The sequence below is a fragment of the Grimontia indica genome (genome assembly GCF_000333895.2).
In the GTDB taxonomy this organism is placed as follows: domain Bacteria; phylum Pseudomonadota; class Gammaproteobacteria; order Enterobacterales; family Vibrionaceae; genus Enterovibrio; species Enterovibrio indicus.
On record NZ_ANFM02000024.1, the window covers coordinates 60,307 to 76,620 of the forward strand.

The following is a 16,314-nucleotide window of genomic DNA, read 5'->3' on the forward strand; positions in this document are numbered from 1 at the left end:
TCCTAACGAAACGTGTGGTTATTGTTACGTTTGTTTCGACGTAACGCATTGATTTGGCAAAGCAGCAGGAAAGTGCGATGACAAAATCAGAACTTCGTAATCTCTATTCCCAGCAAATGTTAGTCGAAGCCGTGGTAGAGCCATCTCTGTCCAGTGACGGTTGGATTGTCGAATTCCGTCATGCCCGAGGCGGACTGGTTCCCCTTACGGATGGTAACGGCATTGAGCAGTGTTTCGGCGATGTGGACATGGCCACAGAAAACGCGCTGGACATTGGCTTTCACCAAGTGAGAATCGTTGACGCCTAAGCGCAAGGCCTTCCCTTCCTGCAAAAATCTTTTGCTTAAATTCTTTCCGGAATCACCCGGCTGTGCGTTGGGTGTGTAGCTTGCTGAGATTCTGTAATGATCTCAGTTATTCAGCTTTCAGGCATCATTCCTTATACCTGTGTGATCTAACGCAAGGTTATAAAACATGCATTTCTATTCTTTCTAGTTATTACGGCGAATAGCTAATCTATGCTCACGCAATAATAAAGGAATGTCGTGACATGTTACTCAAGGAACTTTCTGCGCTGGCGAGTCCGCTTAATGACCAGCAGATCGGCCAACTGCAGCAGGCCGTGGCAGAGTTGTCGCCACAACAGCTGGCTTGGATCAGCGGTTATTTCTGGGGTTTGAGCCAAACTCCGGCGGCAGCGGGTGCTAACCCTCAACCTCTTGCCCAAGCGGTTGCCACTGCGGCGAAACCTGCGGGTAAGCTGACTATCATTTATGCCTCTCAAACCGGCAACGCAAAAGGCGTGGCGGAAGCTTTGGAAGCAAAAGCCAAGGCGGATGGCGTAGAGGTTTCTCTGTATTCAGCAGATGATTACAAACCGCGTGATCTGGCAAAAGAAACGCACCTTATCATGGTGGCATCGACCAACGGTGAAGGCGAGCCGCCAGATAATGCGATTTCTCTGCACGAATTCCTGCAATCAAAGAAAGCGCCGAAACTCGACAAACTGCAATACGCGGTGTTGGGCTTGGGTGATTCAAGCTACGAATTCTTCTGCCAGACCGGTAAAGACTTCGACACTTACCTGTCTAAGCTGGGCGCGAAAGCTATCGCACCGCGTGTTGACTGCGACGTGGATTACGAAGCAGAAGCAGAAAGCTGGAGCAGCGACGTTCTGGCGAAAGTGAAAGAAACCATTGGCGGTGGTGAAGATGAAGTGGTTGTGCCACTGCACGCAGCCACCACCGCAGGTGCGGCTTCTGCCTATAACAAGCAAAACCCTTATGCGGCAGAGCTGGTAGCAAACCAGAAGATCACTGGCCGTGATTCAGGCAAAGACGTTCGCCATATCGAAATCGATCTGGGTGAGTCAGGTCTGACTTACCAACCGGGCGATGCCCTAGGTGTTTACTACACCAACAGTCCTGAACTTGCTGATGAAATCCTCGCGAAAGTGGGTCTGACAGGTGATGAAACGGTTGAAGTGGCGGGTGAATCCCTTTCACTGCGCCAAGCGCTGATCGAGAAGTTCGAGATCACCGCAGCGAACCCGCAGCAAGTGGCTGCGATTGCTGAGCTTTCTGGCAGCAAGAAACTGCAAAAGCTCGCAGAAGACAAAGACAAACTGCGCCAATACGCCAACAGCACCCAAGTGGTTGACGTGCTGGGCGAGAAGAAAACCAAGCTGACCGCCGAGCAACTGGCTGGCCTGCTTCGTAAACTGACGCCTCGTTTGTACTCGATTGCTTCAAGCCAGGAAGAAGTAGGCGAAGAAGTGCACCTGACTGTGGGTCTGGTGGAGTTCCAAAACGGTGACAACACCCGCTTTGGTGGTGCGTCAGGCTTCCTGTCGCAGCGTGCTGAAGACGCAGAGTCTGTGAAAGTGTTCATCGAACACAACAACAACTTCAAACTGCCAGCAGACGACAATGCACCTGTCATCATGGTCGGCCCAGGTACGGGTATTGCGCCATTCCGTGCCTTCATGCAAGAGCGTGATGCCCGTGGTGCAGAAGGTAAGAACTGGCTGTTCTTTGGCGACCGTACCTTCACCCAAGACTTCCTGTATCAAGTCGAGTGGCAGAAATTCCTCAAAGACGGTCTGCTGAGCAAAATCGACCTCGCCTTTAGCCGCGATCAAGCTGAGAAAGTGTATGTTCAGCATAAGATTGTCGAGCAAGGCAAAGAAGTATGGCAATGGCTGCAAAACGGCGCTTACCTCTACATCTGTGGTGACGCGACCTACATGGCCAAAGACGTTCATGAAGCATTGATTACGGTTGCCCAGGAGCAGGGCGGTAAGAGCCGAGAAGACGCAGAAAACTATTTGAACGAACTGCGTAAGGCGAAGCGCTATCAAAAGGATGTGTATTAATGAGTGACAAGCAAGTCGTGTTGGGCCAAGAGCTAGGCCCATTGTCAGATAACGAACGTCTGAAGCGCGAAAGTGATTTTCTTCGCGGCACCATCGAACAGGATCTGTCTGATCCCGTGACAGGTGGTTTTACCGCAGACAACTTCCAGCTGATTCGATTCCACGGCATGTATCAGCAGGACGACCGCGATATTCGCGCAGAGCGTCAAAAGCAGAAGCTGGAGCCACTGCACAATGTGATGCTGCGTGCACGTATGCCGGGCGGTATTATCACACCTAAACAGTGGCTGGCGATTGATGAGTTCGCGACCGAGCACACCATGTACGGCAGTATCCGTCTGACTACGCGCCAGACGTTCCAGTTCCACGGTGTATTGAAGCCAAACATCAAGCTGATGCATCAGACGCTGAACAAAATCGGTATCGATTCCATAGCAACAGCGGGTGACGTGAACCGTAACGTACTGTGTACCACGAACCCTGTGGAATCTGAGCTGCATCAGGAAGCCTACGAGTGGGCAACCAAGATCAGTGAACACCTGCTGCCAAAAACCCGCGCTTACGCGGAAATCTGGCTGGACGGTGAGAAGGTAGAAGGGCATCAGGACGAAGAGCCGATCCTGGGTTCCAACTATCTGCCACGTAAATTTAAAACCACTGTCGTGATCCCACCGCAAAATGATGTGGATGTGCATGCAAACGACCTGAACTTTGTGGCGATTGCAGATAATGGCAAGCTGATTGGTTTTAACGTATTGGTCGGTGGTGGCCTTGCGATGACCCACGGTGACACGAGCACTTACCCACGTAAAGCCGACGATCTGGGCTTTATCCCTCTGGATAAAACACTGGATGTCGCAGCAGCGGTTGTGACCACACAGCGCGACTGGGGTAACCGTTCTAACCGTAAGAACGCGAAGACTAAGTACACATTGGATCGCGTTGGCACTGACGTGTTCAAAGCGGAAGTGGAAAAGCGCGCAGACGTGAAGTTCGAAGCAAGCCGACCGTACGAGTTCACTGACCGTGGTGACCGTCTGGGTTGGGTTGAAGGCATCGACGGTAAGCACCACTTGGCGCTGTTTATCGAAAACGGCCGCTTACTGGACTACCCGGGCAAGCCGCTGAAAACCGGTGTGGCTGAGATTGCGAAAATCCACAAAGGCGATTTCCGCATGACTGCGAACCAGAACCTGATCATTGCGGGGGTATCGAAGTCTAACAAAGCGAAAATCGAGAAGATTGCGCGTGAGCATGGCCTGATGGATGACGGCGTCAGCGAGCAGCGTAAGAACTCTATGGCGTGTGTGGCTTTCCCAACCTGTCCGTTGGCGATGGCTGAAGCTGAGCGCTTTCTGCCGGGCTTTGTGACCGAGATTGAAGGCGTGCTGGAGAAGCACGGCGTAGGTGATGAGCACATCATCTTCCGTGTCACGGGCTGTCCAAACGGTTGTGGCCGCGCCATGCTGGCGGAGATTGGTCTGGTGGGTAAAGCGCCGGGTCGATACAACCTGCATCTGGGTGGTAACCGTGAAGGCACCCGCGTGCCTAAAATGTATAAAGAGAACATTACCGACGCACAGATCCTTGAAGAGATCGATGTACTGGTTGGCCGCTGGGCAACCGAGCGCAACGACGGCGAAGGCTTCGGTGATTTTGTTATCCGCGCTGGCATTATTGCGGAAGTGAAAGTCTCTAAGAGGGATTTCTATGCCTAAATTTCAACTGTCCGATCTGCTTGGCCGTACCAAGGCTGAGCAAATCTTAGAACTGGCGCCAATCAATGCTGAGCTTGAAAGCATGTCAGCGCAGGAGCGGGTTCGCTGGGCGTTGGAAAACCTGCAGGGCGAGTTCGCCCTGTCATCAAGCTTTGGTATTCAGGCGGCAGTGATGTTGCACCTGGTGACGAAGGAAAAGCCGGATACCCCGGTGATTCTGACAGACACAGGCTACCTGTTTCCGGAAACCTATCAGTTTATTGATGAACTGACAGAGCGCCTGAAACTCGACCTTCGCGTCTACCGCGCAGAGCAGAGCTCAGCATGGCAGGAAGCGCAGTACGGTAAGCTTTGGGAGCAAGGTGTCGAGGGCATTGAGCGCTACAACCGCCTCAACAAGGTGGAGCCAATGCGCCGCGCGCTGGATGAGCTGAACGTTGGCACCTGGTTCTCAGGTCTTCGCCGCGATCAATCTGGCTCGCGTAAAACACTGCCTATTCTGGGTATCCAGAACGGTGTGTTTAAGTTCCTGCCAGTCATCGACTGGACGAACAAAGACGTGCATTACTATCTGAAAGATAACGATCTGCCGTACCACCCACTCTGGGACCAAGGCTACGTGTCGGTCGGTGATGTGCACACTACCCGCAAGCTGGAAGATGGCATGTCAGAAGAAGAAACCCGCTTCTTTGGCCTGAAACGCGAATGTGGCTTACATGAAGATGATGTAAGCGATGGCGCGGGCATCTAATGCTCAAAGGTCAGCAGGCCCTAATAAAAAAATAAAAAGCGACGCATCTGCGTCGCTTTTTTATCACCGTTCTGCACCTTTCTTCATGCTCACGCTTCATTGACCAGCTGAGACAATTTATTCCTCAACCACTGGTTGGCCGGGCTGTTTTGGTTTCGGTTATGCCAAATCATTTTGTGCTGAATCTTCCTCACGGAAAACGGCGGTGTCAGCGTACGCAGGTTAAACATCTCAGCGTACTGTTTGGCAATGATGGAGCTGGTAAAGCCGATACAGTCACTTCTGCTGATCAGTGCCATCATGGAGAGCAAGGAATCACATTCTGCACTGACTTTTCTGGGGCCCAGCAAATCATGGGTCAGAAAGTCAGCGAGCGTGATGTCAGAGCGCCTGGCGCGAATAGTGATATGTTTTTCCTGATAAAACTGAGCCTGTGTCACGGCGTCTTTGATTCTTGGGTGGTTTTTCGAACAGATCAGAACTGCATCTTCCTCTAAAAGCAGCTCAGCAGAATAAGATGGGTTGCCAAACATGGCCACGTCGATTGCCAAGTCAGCTTGCTGCAAACGCAGCTGATCCAGAACTTCTGTTTCTGTGTTGGGGGAAAGCACAAACTGGATGCTGCACCTTCCCATGGAATTTGATGCTTCAACCAAAGGTTGCAACAACTGCAGCGTGGTTTCCGTGGTCAGCACTTTGAATTGGCGCGATGTGTCCGGAGAAAACTGATTCAGATTACTCAACGCATTGTTTATCTGGATCAGGGCCGGCGAAATATCGTTTGCCAACTGGATCGCTGAGTGCGTTGGCGTAATGCCCCGCCCGTCACGAACAAACAGCTCAATCCCACCCAACTGTTCTTTCAGCCGCTTTAATGCGTTACTCACACCCGGTTGTGTCATTTCCAGTGCCTCAGCGGCCAGAGTGATCGAGCGGTGCTCATAGACGGCAATAAACACGCTGAGTAAGTTGACCGCTGGTTTATCCATTTCCCATCACCTTTTGGAATGATTTGATTAAAGTCTGCTTTATGTTTTGTTATGTGATACCAAGATAACCTTTTCACCGCAATGATTTAACGCGCTTAGCCGTGATGTTTTTTGTCCGAATGCGAGGCGCTTTCGAATGATTGTTTGGTGGCATCGGGGTTTATAAACCCTACCAGTGTGACCAATTCGCTTTCTGTTTGATTTTGGCGGGCTGTGCCCGTGTTTACTTGAGGCCACACTATGACTTTTCAACGCGATAAAGTTTCCTTCCCCATTTTGTTTTGCACGGCGGCATTGCCCCTTTCTGTTGTGGCAGATGAGAGCCTGACGGATGTACAGGACATGTCGGACCCTCTGGCGGTTTACACGCAAGCCGGGGTGGGAGTGACAAACAATGGCCTGAACTTCAAATTGGGTATGACATACGACACGGGTGACCCAACCACATTAGGGATGAACATTATTGAGTTGAAAGGGCTGGCGGGGGACTTTCTGCATCTTGGTGGGAATGACAGCTTCGATTCTGTCAGGTATCGCAACTTTGGGTTGGATACCAAGACAGGCTGGGGCTCCCAGATTGATGTTTCCTGGGACTTTGACCAAGACTTAGGTAGCGCGTCTTACAGTAAAATCCGTGCTTTGCCAGCAATGGGTGCACTGCAGCTATATCCTCTGGCGGGTGTTGGCTTAACAGTTTCTGACACGGCTGAAATCAGAGGAAATGAGGTACCGATTGGCAGTATGGGTTATGCCATTCCCTCTTCTTACCTTGTTGTCGGGTCTTACTCTAAGCTAACTATCACCGATGATATTTGGTTGAATTACAACCCGATGTACGTGAACACCCTGAACGACAATAGTTATATGAAAGGGGTGATGGATGGTTGGCATCATGAAGTGGCTGCCAGTTATCAAATCAACCCGCGTCAGAATGTTCGATTGTTTGGCAACTTCTCTGATTCAGATATTGCAGGCTCTACACGGGATTGGCGGATGGAGTTTAACCAACAGTTTTAGTAGCTGATTAAAAACACAAAAGCGATGCTTAGGTATCGCTTTTTGAGTAAATAAAGAGGCCAACTCAGTAGTTTTTAAAAGTCCGCTCAACGTCTTTAAAACACTGCTCTCTATCAGCGTTATTACGAATTTGGTAGCAATCGTCTTCGGCCATTTCGCGGCCAACATCGGCAGAGCAGGCGGCAAGGGTAAATACCATTAAGGTGGCGCAGAGAAAAGTTCGCATTGATGGTTGCCATTTGTGAGTCTGGGTTTGGGTCAGTGTAGCGAAATGACTGTGCTCCACTCAATCTTTGTCGGCTGTAGATTTTGACATAGCACCAATTTGGCGCGCTATTTTTCCTGCCATTTTATCTATGCCCCGTCGGTTCATCTCTTCTTGTTGGCCTTTGATTTCAACAATCAACTCGGGATAAGCCAGCCCTGTTTTCACATTGACTATCTGGCTTATCAGGTATGAAAACAGAAAGCTTGGCTTGTGAAGGCGGCTTATCACCACCCAGTCAGCCTCTATCGCCTGTCCTAATTGCGCTGTTGCATCGGCATGGTCGAACAAATAGCCGAAGCCTTGGTTGGTCTTCTTATAGGTTTCCGAAGGGATAGCCACTGACGTGTATCCGTGGGTATTGGCGAGAGCGTCACGTAGCATGGGAGCGAGACTGGCCGTGCGTTCGACCTCTTTGCTGTTATCGTCAACCTGGGTTAAGTCGCTGAGCTCAAAATCGAGCACCGCAAGACGGTCTGAAGCACACAACGATGCGCTGAAAAGCAAAGCCGTGACAGAAAGAATCCTGAAAAAACGGGCAGCCAGGCTGCCCGTATAGGGGTTAATCATCGTCATCATCAGGTCTTGGTTTGGAGGAGGCTTCAACAATAGGGACACCATAATCCTGAAGTATCATCGCGATTTGCGGCGCGTTGGCATCCATCGCCATTTCGACGGTTTCTTTCCATGGTCGCTCGCCATATCGCACGCCCATGGAGATGGCGAAATCAAAGACCTTACTGCCTTCGGATGTCATGGGGATAACGGCGAGATCGGGCTGAGCTTTGGCAAAGTACCCCGCAATCGGCCCCCAGATCACCAAAACGTCGAATTCACCCTCTGCGACGCGGTTGACCATCTTGCCCGGGTAATCTTCCGGATCGCCGTTCATGATGCGGTAAAACGATGTGTTGTCTTTAAACCCATTTTCACGCAGCCATGACACCGCGGGGGAAGGGGCAAACGCAGCAATTTTCAGTGACTGTTTCACCGCTTCTGGCAAGGCGGCGAGAGCCTGCTGGTTATCCACCGCTGCCAATGCCCCTTCTTTTTTGAACAAGAGGGAATAGGCGGAGCGGTAATAGGGCTTGGTGGTCGCTGCAATGTCGAACTGCACCGGTACACCGATGACTAAATCACAGGCGAAACGTCCGTTATCGTCAGACCAATTTTTTAGGGTATTGCGGATAAAGCCCATGCGCTGGGGAAACCAGGCGTATTCCACATCGAGCCCGAAATAATCACCGAGTTGTTCAGCGATTTTATTCTCGAATCCCTGTTGTTCGCGGTTGGAATAGGGCAGGTTGTTGGGGTCTGCACACACACGGAGTTTATCCGGCAGTGGTGAAGGGAAAGTGGTGTCAGCAGCCAATGCATGACTGCCGAAAACCAAGGAAAAACCAAGGATAAGGAGGTGATAAAAAGATTTCATACGTACCTCCTAATTAGCCGCAGCGGTGACTTGTTGGGACACAAAGCACGCTTGCTCTGCTTCCTCACGAATGGTGAGAAGCCCTTTACGCGCACTGCGACTATCTTTGGATGAGCGGAAGTAACCTCCCCGCTCTCCCCGCATGTTGCGAAGGCGCACGAATGCATCGGCATGGACGTAGTCCTCGAAGGACATCTCACTGGCAATCTTGTCGATCACGCAGCTGCAACCATACATGTTCACATAGGTTGGCCCGCCTTTTAATGCCATGCATTCCTGCACGTATTTCACACGTTCAAGGGTGGGAAAGTCATTGGCACTGGCTGGTGTTGCCAGTAATAACAGGGCGGGGACGATAAGTGCGCTTATTCTTTTAACTGCTTGCATAAGCTGACTCCTCTACAAAACACCTTCAGCCTGAAGATGTTTTTTGAATTTCTTCAGCAGCCCTTTGGCAGGGAGCAGGGATTTGTCTTTTTCAATTTCGGCGAAGTAGGCCTCGATGGTGCCTTCGATGTCGGAAGGGTTACCGACCAGTAAAATGCCACCCATGCGGGCGCCCCAGTGAGGGGTACACTTGTAGACGTAGACGCCTTCATTATCGAAGACAAAACTCACGTCTACGCCGAGTTCAGTCTGAATTTTCTCTGTGCCTTCCGGCACCATGGCGTCAATAGTTTCAATGAGATGGGCGGGCATATTCGTCCAGCTCACCCTGTCTCCCGGTTGGAGAATGACGAACATGGGGTCGAATTTCACGCCGACGGCGCGCACTTCGTATTCTTCTGCAAAAGCATTACTTACCAGCCCCAAAAACAATAAGAGTGACCCTATTAACTTCTTAGCCATACGCATTATCCTTTTGCTGCTTGTTGAGTGTAGATGCCAAAAAGGCAACTCAATCTGATGCAGTGCATCAGAGCTGAGAAAGGGGAGCAGATACTCCCCTTGGTTGTTATTTTTGATTTAGTTAGGCAGGGCGAAGACAGTCAGTACACCACCCAACTGGGTGTAGTCAGACAGTTTGCGGTAGGCACCCACCGCACCCAGACCATCGGTATCACCTTCCAGTCCTGCGGCCATACCAATACCTGCCCAGCCACCGATACCGGAGAGCACAGCGACATATTGCTTGCCATCATGCATGTAGGTATTCACGTTGCCGATAATGCCGGATGGGGTTTTGAAGCGGTAAAGCTCTTTACCTGTCTTCTCATCCACGGCTTTCAGGTAGCCTTCCAGCGTGCCATAGAACACCACGCCACCACCTGTCGCCAGCGCGCCACTCCATACGGAGAATGGCTCTGGCAGTGACCAGACGATCTCGCCTTTTTCTGCATCCCACGCAATAAAGTTACCCAGACCGCCATGGCTGTCTGGTGCAGGGAACATAGAAAGGGTTGCACCCACATAAGGCTGGCCAGCGGTGTAGGAGACTTCGAATGGTTCGTAGTTCATGCACACATGGTTGGTCGGCACATAGAAAAGACCGGTGCGTGGGCTATAGGTTGCTGGTTGTTGGTCTTTTGAACCAAGTGCAGCAGGACAAATGCCTTTGGTGTCGACATCCTCACCGTTTTGCGCGGTCGAGTATTTAGCGACAACTTGAGGGCGACCGGTTTCCATATCCACGTGGGTTGCCCAGTTCACTGCAGGGTCAAATTTTTCTGCGACCAGCAGCTCACCAGTTTCACGGTCGAGGGTGTAACCGAAGCCGTTACGGTCAAAGTGCACCAGCAGTTTGCGGTCTTTACCTTTGAACTTCTTATCAACCAGAATCATCTCGTTGACGCCGTCGTAATCCCACTCATCGTGCGGTGTCATTTGGTAGAGCCATTTCGCCATACCTGTGTCTGCATCGCGCGCCATGATGGTCATGGAGTACTTGTTGTCACCGGGACGTTGTGATGGGTTCCAGGTACTAGGGTTACCCGTACCGTAGTAGATAAGATTCAGCTCAGGATCATAGCTAAACCAACCCCAGGTGGTACCGCCACCGATTTTCCACTGATCGCCTTCCCATGACTCAAGACTTGAATCCTTGCCAATAGGTTTGAGCATTTCGGTGGTTTTTTCAGGGTCGACCAGCATTTCTTCGTCTGGGCCCGTGCTGTATGCACGCCAGGCGACGCTGCCATCTTTGATGTTGTAGGCGGTGAGATAACCACGGACACCGAATTCACCACCACTGATACCCGTAATGATTTTGTCTTTTACCACCAGTGGGGCGTTGGTGTTGGTCGCACCGACTTTCGGATCGCCATTCACCACTTTCCAAACCACTTTACCGGTGTTCTGATCCAGCGCGACGAGGGTGGTATCCGCTTGTTGCAGGAAGATCTTGCCGTCAGCGTAGGCAAGACCACGGTTGACTGTGTCACAACACATCACAGCGATAACCGACGCATCCTGTTTCGGTTCATACTCCCATTTGAGGGCTTTGGTTTTCAGGTCAATGGCGAACACTTTGTTGGGGAAAGGGGTGTGGATATACATGGTGTCACCCAACACAAGTGGCCCGCCTTCATGACCCCGCAGCACACCGGTTGAAAACGTCCAGGCAACCTGAAGGTTTTTGGCATTCTCTGCGTTGATCTGATTGAGTGGGCTATAGCGTGTACCCGAGTAATCACCGCCCCACATGACCCATTGATTCGGGTCTTCCTGCAGCTTGATGAGCTCGTCATTCGCTTGCGACGCTGCGGGAAACAGCAGCGTAAGGGAGAGTGTGGCGACTGCTGCTAAGCAGCGGCGTAACCTTACAGCACCTATCATATTTACTTCCTCCGTGACAGCACGTTAAGCCGGACACCAAGGGCATCCTGACTTCGGCTTTATTGACTCAATTTGTCTGCGTGTTCCGCGGAGTTGTGGGGACGCTGTGCTGGCCAATGCTCGCTCTGTCTCTCAACCCTTCGTGGCGTGTTTGGCGACATTCACGATCTACAACTTAGGCGGTTTCGCGCTTATTGAATGAATCCAAAGATGATTTCACTTCAACGAAATGGTGCGGGCAGCCGTGCCGCATCGCGAGGTGAAAACGTCGTGAATTGAGTGTATGGCAGCTTTAGGGGTTGTGTGAGGAGGAAAAGGACACAACACTTTTGTCCGCGGGCAACAATGTTTAAGGAGTGGGATTGTGTGGCTAAGTCCCAGAAAAACCTGACACTTTATATGTCTTATTTTGGGGAATGATATCAATGGATGGCATAAGCGCCAGGTGCCATATCCTTAAAAGTCATTAGGATACGGCACTGCCTTTTGTCTGAGACTTCGCAAGGCTGATATCAAATGTCCCACTCACTGGAAAATTCACGACCCGTGGAGTCTTTCACATCAGCTTTCAGCTTGCCGCTTTTGCCTTTATCCAGATGAAAGGTAAAGGTGGGATTCTCACTGATGGAGATACCTCCGTTAAAGCGCATGACAGGTTCACCTTCGAGCGTAATATTCACATCACTCACATAATCAGATGGGATCCAGTGGCGTGTGAGCTGGTCGATTTGCAGTCCGCTGTAGTTGGGGTGGCTGATCAACAGTTGCATCATGCGCGAATCATCTCCCGCGAGATCTTTCAGTTTCATCCTGCCCATTCGCTGGCGTGCCAGCATGTCATCAGCGCCCGCGGGGGCTGAGCAACCGCCCGAGGCTTTCACGAACTTGCTGTGCATATGCAGTTTGCCATCGGCGGTTTGGGCGATCACCCGAACCGGGCTATAGGCATTGATCCTGACGCGGGTAGCGATGTTAGCGACACCATTGTTCGGGCTCATATCGAAGCTGCCGACAATCGGTGAAGGATTGTTGTCGACGATAAGGTGTATGCGCTCAATAGGATTTGTATCGTCCTGACGGACATTGACCTTTACTTCAAGTGGCACCAGCGCAGCGTCAATCGCACGTTTCGGTGCGGTTAGCGAAACGATGTCTTCACTTTCCACAATGTCGGGTGAGCCAGGAAACAGGCTGTCACGGATCAGTGGCCAGGTGGCGCTGTCGGTTTCAGCTTCAGCAAAGCCTTGCAGTGGCAGCGCAGTGAGCAATGCCGATAGCAGCAGGGTGGTGATTTTCATCGGAGAGTCCTCTCATCATTCCCATTCCAACTCCTTGTAAGCCTGAATCACATTGCGAGGATGAAAGGCTTCGTAAAGCTTCCAGTCCCCCGGAGACGGCATGACGGTGGTGCTGGCAGTGTTGATATCGATGTTGTCGTTGATAGCGGCACGAACAGCTTGTGCCAGAGAAGAGAGATAGCGCGTTTGCTTTTCAAAAGCCTGTTTTGATTTTTGTAGTGGGCCATGCCCTGGGATCACTTGGTTATAAGGCATGGCCTCCAGTTTTTCCGTTTCAGCCAACCACCCAATCAGGTTGCCATCCAGGGTTGGCAGGTGATCGATAAACAGCAGATCGCCAGTGATCAAAGTGCCGGATGAATGATCGAATACTGAGAGATCGTGACGGGTGTGGGCCCGCTCATGGGGCGTGAGCATTAATGTGCGGTTGCCGAGATCAAGCTCTGTGGTTTCATTGATCACCCGCGTTGCCCCAATCGGTGTGGTGCCGGTAAACCATGGATTGGTCAGCCGTTGCAGGTAATAACCGGATTTGGCGTCAAAGTCGCCGGGATAACGGGCATGGGCGACAAACTCGGGCTTTTCATCGACAAAGGCAATGTTGCCGAAGTGATGATCGGGATGGACATGCGTATTGATCACAAAGCCGACAGGCAAATCGGTTTGCTGTCTAATGGCGCGAAGCACCGCACTGCCCGCCCGCTTGCTGCCGCCGGTATCAATCACTGCAACGGCTTCTTCTCCGACAATAAAGGTGATGTTGGCGACCGGATCGCTATCGACAGTAAATAGATCGGCAAGTTTGCCCTGATGCATGAAAACACCCGGTGCGACTTCACTAAACGCAAGTTCCAGCGATGCTTGCACGGAGAATGGAAGCATCATAAAAAGAATGACCAGCAGACGATTCATGGTCTTACCGGATACTGCGTTTCGAGCGCATAACCCGCCTCTTTCCAGCCTTTCACACCCGCTCGGTACCAATAGACTTCTTTAGCTCCCAGCTCAATCGCCCGTTTTCCGGCATTCCACGAATGCCAGCAATTGGGCTCGCAAAACACCACTACGGGGGCGTCATTAGGCAGTTGGCTTTTCAGCAGTTGGATAAGGGAGTCCGGTGCAATGCCGTGACCGACGTTGGCAAGCCACAGGGCATTCGGCAAGGTCTCGCGCGAAGGCTCTATCCAAAGCGTATCGGGCGAAAGGTTGTCGGGTTTGTTCGGCGCAGGGTAGACATCAATCAGTACAGGATGTCGCGTTTTGATAAAGGCAACCAGCTGTTCGGCAGACTCGATAACCTGACCGCCGGTTAATGCTGCAGGAACAGCCGACCGATAATTCTCTTTACGGTAATCACTGGGTTCCGGAACTGTTTCAGCACTGACGCTAGTGGCTTGCAATATATACAATATCGCGCATATGAAACTGATTCCCTTGGTTTTTTTAAGGATACTCATACTACTTTATTCTGATAATACTCATACCTTAGTAGGAGGCGGGCAGAGCACTACACATTATGGGTTAACATTAGGATAACAATCAGACCGTCAAGGGGCGGGTTTTATTGTTGCAGCCATCAATAAACTTCTTTTCAGTGGGGCAAAGATGAACCGTTGGAGTGGTGTTGAAGAATTTGTTGAAGTTGTCAACAGTGGCAGTTTTACCGCCGCCGCACGCAAGCTGGGCGTGTCGACTTCCCATGTCAGTCGTCGTATCGATGCACTGGAATGTCGCCTGAGCACCCGTTTGCTTTACCGTACAACACGACAAATCACGCTGACTGAAGTCGGCAAAATGTACTTTGAGCAATGTAACGATCTCATTGAGAAATTCGCTGAGGTGGAAGCATTGGTCACCCAAATGCAGACCGAACCGGTCGGCACATTGAAGATCACGGCACCGTCGGTGTTTGGTGAGAAGTTCATTGCGCCGCTCGCGAACGATTTCATTGAGGTGCACCCTAAGCTCAGTGTGGAGTTCCATTTCACCAATGACGTGGTGGATTTGGTGCATGACGGCTATGATCTGGCGATTCGCACCGGGGATCTGAAAGACAGTACCCTGATGGCGAAAAAGCTCGCGCCGCGAAAACTTTTCGTTTGCGCTTCGCCTGCCTACCTCAAGGAGTTCGGTGCACCTGCCAATTTAGAAGATCTGCAGAATCACAATTGCCTGGTCGGGCTGGTAGATATCTGGACGTTTCAGGATGGTGGCAATGCGGTCAACATCAAGCCGCATGGACGCTGGCATGGAAACAGTGGCAGTGCTGTGTTGGACGCGACACTTCGTGGGTTGGGGTTGGCCCAGTTGCCGGATTACTACGTGAACCAGAAAATTCTGAGTGGTGAGCTGGTGGAAGTGTTGTCGGACTACCAAGCGCCGGATTCTGCAGTCTGGGCTGTGTATCCGTTTAACCGCAACCTGTCAGCCAAAGTTAGGCTGTTTGTGGACTTCCTTTCCGATCACTTCCAGCACCACTTGCCCTGGATGGCAGAAGAGCATCCAGACAATGACGATGAGCATCGTGAAGCCGCGGGATAATACCAATCACAGTAGGTAGCTGATCAGAAATAGCGCAGGAAAAATGCTCGAGAACAAGGCGGAAAATTTCGATAAGTAGTTATTCTACAATCAAATTTTTCAACGCAGTTATCGAGCTTTTTAACAAGCTAGGATGAGCAGATATTGACTACGATTGGTATAATGCTGCATAACAGGCACAAAAAAAGCCAGCAGGAATGCTGGCTTTCTTTTTCGCAAAACTTACAGGATATCCAGCAGTTCTACTTCGAATACCAGTGCTGCGAAAGGAGGGATTGCTGCACCCGCACCGCGCTCGCCGTATGCCAGATCTTGTGGAATGTACAGTTTCCACTTAGAACCAACAGGCATCATTTGCAGAGCTTCAACCCAACCTTTGATCACGCCGGTCACTGGGAATTCTGCTGGCTGGCCGCGCTCTACAGAGCTGTCGAACTTGGTGCCGTCAGTCAGGGTACCGTGGTAGTGAACACGTACTTGCTTGTCAGAAGTCGGGATTTCGCCGTTACCTTCAACCAGTACTTCGTACTGCAGGCCAGACTCGGTCACGGTCACTTCGTCACGCTTTGCGTTCTCAGCCAGGAAAGCTTCGCCTTCCGCTGCTGCTTCTTTTGCTGCTGCTTGGCGAACTTCTTCTGCTTGGGTGTGTAGTTCACGCAGTGCGTTGTTGATCTCGTCGATCTCAATCTCAGGCATGTTACCCGCCAGAGCGGTTGCGATACCTTTCGCGATTGCATCTACGTTCAGACCTTCCAGACCAGAACCTGCCAGTTGCTGACCCATTTGCAGACCGATGCCGTAGCTAGCTTTCTGCTCTACGGTTTCCAGTTTTACATCAGACATGTCGTCTCTCTTTATTTGCGGGTTTAAAGTGGGCAAGGATAACAGTTTCAAGCTATCCGGGACAAATCGGTTTACAGTCGCAAGGTTGTAATTCAGACGGAATTCTTTGAAAGTACAAATGTCAGACAATTGTTCAGGTTAAGCCGACTGGCTGACATTTTGCTGATATTGCAGATCTAGTATACCCAAACGACCTGAAGATGCAGGATTCAGCGAGCTTGACTGGCGTTGTGATCGCGGCGTTCCTTTGTAGGTGTAGTCACCTCCATCAAAAAGGAACAACAAAGAGCACGGCGTCAGTCAACTCGCCC

17 protein-coding genes are annotated in these 16,314 nt (G+C 51.1%); 6 read left to right on the forward strand and 11 right to left on the reverse strand.

Annotated elements, in window-relative coordinates:
* Nucleotides 1–77 precede the first annotated feature (77 nt).
* From D515_RS14180 to D515_RS14195, 4 genes are all read left to right on the forward strand, one after another.
* Nucleotides 78–308, forward strand: a complete 231-nt coding sequence (locus D515_RS14180; protein ID WP_002539472.1) for a hypothetical protein — start codon at nucleotides 78–80, stop codon at nucleotides 306–308.
* Nucleotides 309–550: 242 nt separating this feature from the next.
* Nucleotides 551–2,374 (forward strand): assimilatory sulfite reductase (NADPH) flavoprotein subunit, encoded by a 1,824-nt coding sequence (locus tag D515_RS14185; RefSeq protein WP_002539473.1) that lies wholly within the window; start codon nucleotides 551–553, stop codon nucleotides 2,372–2,374.
* Nucleotides 2,374–4,092 carry an assimilatory sulfite reductase (NADPH) hemoprotein subunit gene (gene cysI, locus D515_RS14190; RefSeq protein WP_002539474.1) on the forward strand — a complete coding sequence of 573 codons (1,719 nt, stop codon included), beginning with the start codon at nucleotides 2,374–2,376 and terminating at the stop codon, nucleotides 4,090–4,092. Before D515_RS14185 ends, cysI begins: the two co-directional genes overlap by 1 nt.
* A complete protein-coding gene (locus D515_RS14195) occupies nucleotides 4,085–4,843 on the forward strand; it encodes a phosphoadenylyl-sulfate reductase (RefSeq protein ID WP_002539475.1) in 759 nt (252 codons plus the stop codon). The genes cysI and D515_RS14195 overlap by 8 nt, the downstream gene beginning before the upstream one ends.
* An 89-nt stretch (nucleotides 4,844–4,932) precedes the next feature.
* Here the strand turns inward: D515_RS14195 and D515_RS14200 are convergent, their stop codons facing one another.
* Nucleotides 4,933–5,832 carry a LysR family transcriptional regulator gene (locus D515_RS14200; protein ID WP_002539476.1) on the reverse strand — a complete coding sequence of 300 codons (900 nt, stop codon included), beginning with the start codon at nucleotides 5,830–5,832 and terminating at the stop codon, nucleotides 4,933–4,935.
* 240 nt (nucleotides 5,833–6,072) lie between these two features.
* Here D515_RS14200 and D515_RS14205 point away from each other — a divergent pair, with 240 nt between their 5' ends.
* Nucleotides 6,073–6,849 (forward strand): hypothetical protein, encoded by a 777-nt coding sequence (locus tag D515_RS14205; RefSeq protein ID WP_002539477.1) that lies wholly within the window; start codon nucleotides 6,073–6,075, stop codon nucleotides 6,847–6,849.
* A 64-nt stretch (nucleotides 6,850–6,913) separates the two neighbouring features.
* Here D515_RS14205 and D515_RS26025 read toward each other — a convergent pair whose 3' ends face one another.
* The 9 genes from D515_RS26025 to D515_RS14245 all read right to left on the reverse strand — a co-directional run bounded on the left by D515_RS26025 (nucleotide 6,914) and on the right by D515_RS14245 (nucleotide 14,019).
* Nucleotides 6,914–7,075: a hypothetical protein gene (locus D515_RS26025; protein WP_192815511.1), complete on the reverse strand. Its 162-nt coding sequence runs from the start codon at nucleotides 7,073–7,075 to the stop codon at nucleotides 6,914–6,916.
* 60 nt (nucleotides 7,076–7,135) lie between these two features.
* Nucleotides 7,136–7,723, reverse strand: coding sequence for a DUF2380 domain-containing protein (locus tag D515_RS14210; protein ID WP_239643979.1), 588 nt, complete (start codon nucleotides 7,721–7,723; stop codon nucleotides 7,136–7,138).
* Complete coding sequence (locus D515_RS14215; protein ID WP_002539480.1) at nucleotides 7,677–8,546, reverse strand: quinoprotein dehydrogenase-associated putative ABC transporter substrate-binding protein; 870 nt, start codon at nucleotides 8,544–8,546, stop codon at nucleotides 7,677–7,679. Before D515_RS14215 ends, D515_RS14210 begins: the two co-directional genes overlap by 47 nt.
* A gap of 9 nt (nucleotides 8,547–8,555) precedes the next feature.
* Entirely contained in the window at nucleotides 8,556–8,933 is a 378-nt protein-coding gene (locus tag D515_RS14220; protein ID WP_002539481.1) for a hypothetical protein, read from the reverse strand.
* Nucleotides 8,934–8,945: 12 nt separating this feature from the next.
* Nucleotides 8,946–9,395, reverse strand: coding sequence for a plastocyanin/azurin family copper-binding protein (locus D515_RS14225; RefSeq protein ID WP_002539482.1), 450 nt, complete (start codon nucleotides 9,393–9,395; stop codon nucleotides 8,946–8,948).
* Between the two features lie 117 nt (nucleotides 9,396–9,512).
* Nucleotides 9,513–11,321 (reverse strand): methanol/ethanol family PQQ-dependent dehydrogenase, encoded by a 1,809-nt coding sequence (locus D515_RS14230; RefSeq protein ID WP_002539484.1) that lies wholly within the window; start codon nucleotides 11,319–11,321, stop codon nucleotides 9,513–9,515.
* A gap of 512 nt (nucleotides 11,322–11,833) precedes the next feature.
* Entirely contained in the window at nucleotides 11,834–12,619 is a 786-nt protein-coding gene (locus D515_RS14235) for a quinoprotein dehydrogenase-associated SoxYZ-like carrier (RefSeq protein ID WP_002539486.1), read from the reverse strand.
* A 15-nt stretch (nucleotides 12,620–12,634) separates the two neighbouring features.
* Complete coding sequence (locus D515_RS14240) at nucleotides 12,635–13,531, reverse strand: quinoprotein relay system zinc metallohydrolase 2 (protein WP_002539487.1); 897 nt, start codon at nucleotides 13,529–13,531, stop codon at nucleotides 12,635–12,637.
* Entirely contained in the window at nucleotides 13,528–14,019 is a 492-nt protein-coding gene (locus D515_RS14245; protein ID WP_002539489.1) for a rhodanese-like domain-containing protein, read from the reverse strand. The genes D515_RS14240 and D515_RS14245 overlap by 4 nt, the downstream gene beginning before the upstream one ends.
* Before the next feature lie 205 nt (nucleotides 14,020–14,224).
* Between D515_RS14245 and D515_RS14250 the strand changes: the two genes are divergently transcribed.
* Nucleotides 14,225–15,160: a LysR family transcriptional regulator gene (locus D515_RS14250; protein WP_002539491.1), complete on the forward strand. Its 936-nt coding sequence runs from the start codon at nucleotides 14,225–14,227 to the stop codon at nucleotides 15,158–15,160.
* A gap of 222 nt (nucleotides 15,161–15,382) precedes the next feature.
* Here D515_RS14250 and D515_RS14255 read toward each other — a convergent pair whose 3' ends face one another.
* Nucleotides 15,383–16,003 (reverse strand): BamJ family beta-barrel-assembly machinery protein, encoded by a 621-nt coding sequence (locus tag D515_RS14255; protein WP_002539493.1) that lies wholly within the window; start codon nucleotides 16,001–16,003, stop codon nucleotides 15,383–15,385.
* Nucleotides 16,004–16,314 lie beyond the last annotated feature (311 nt).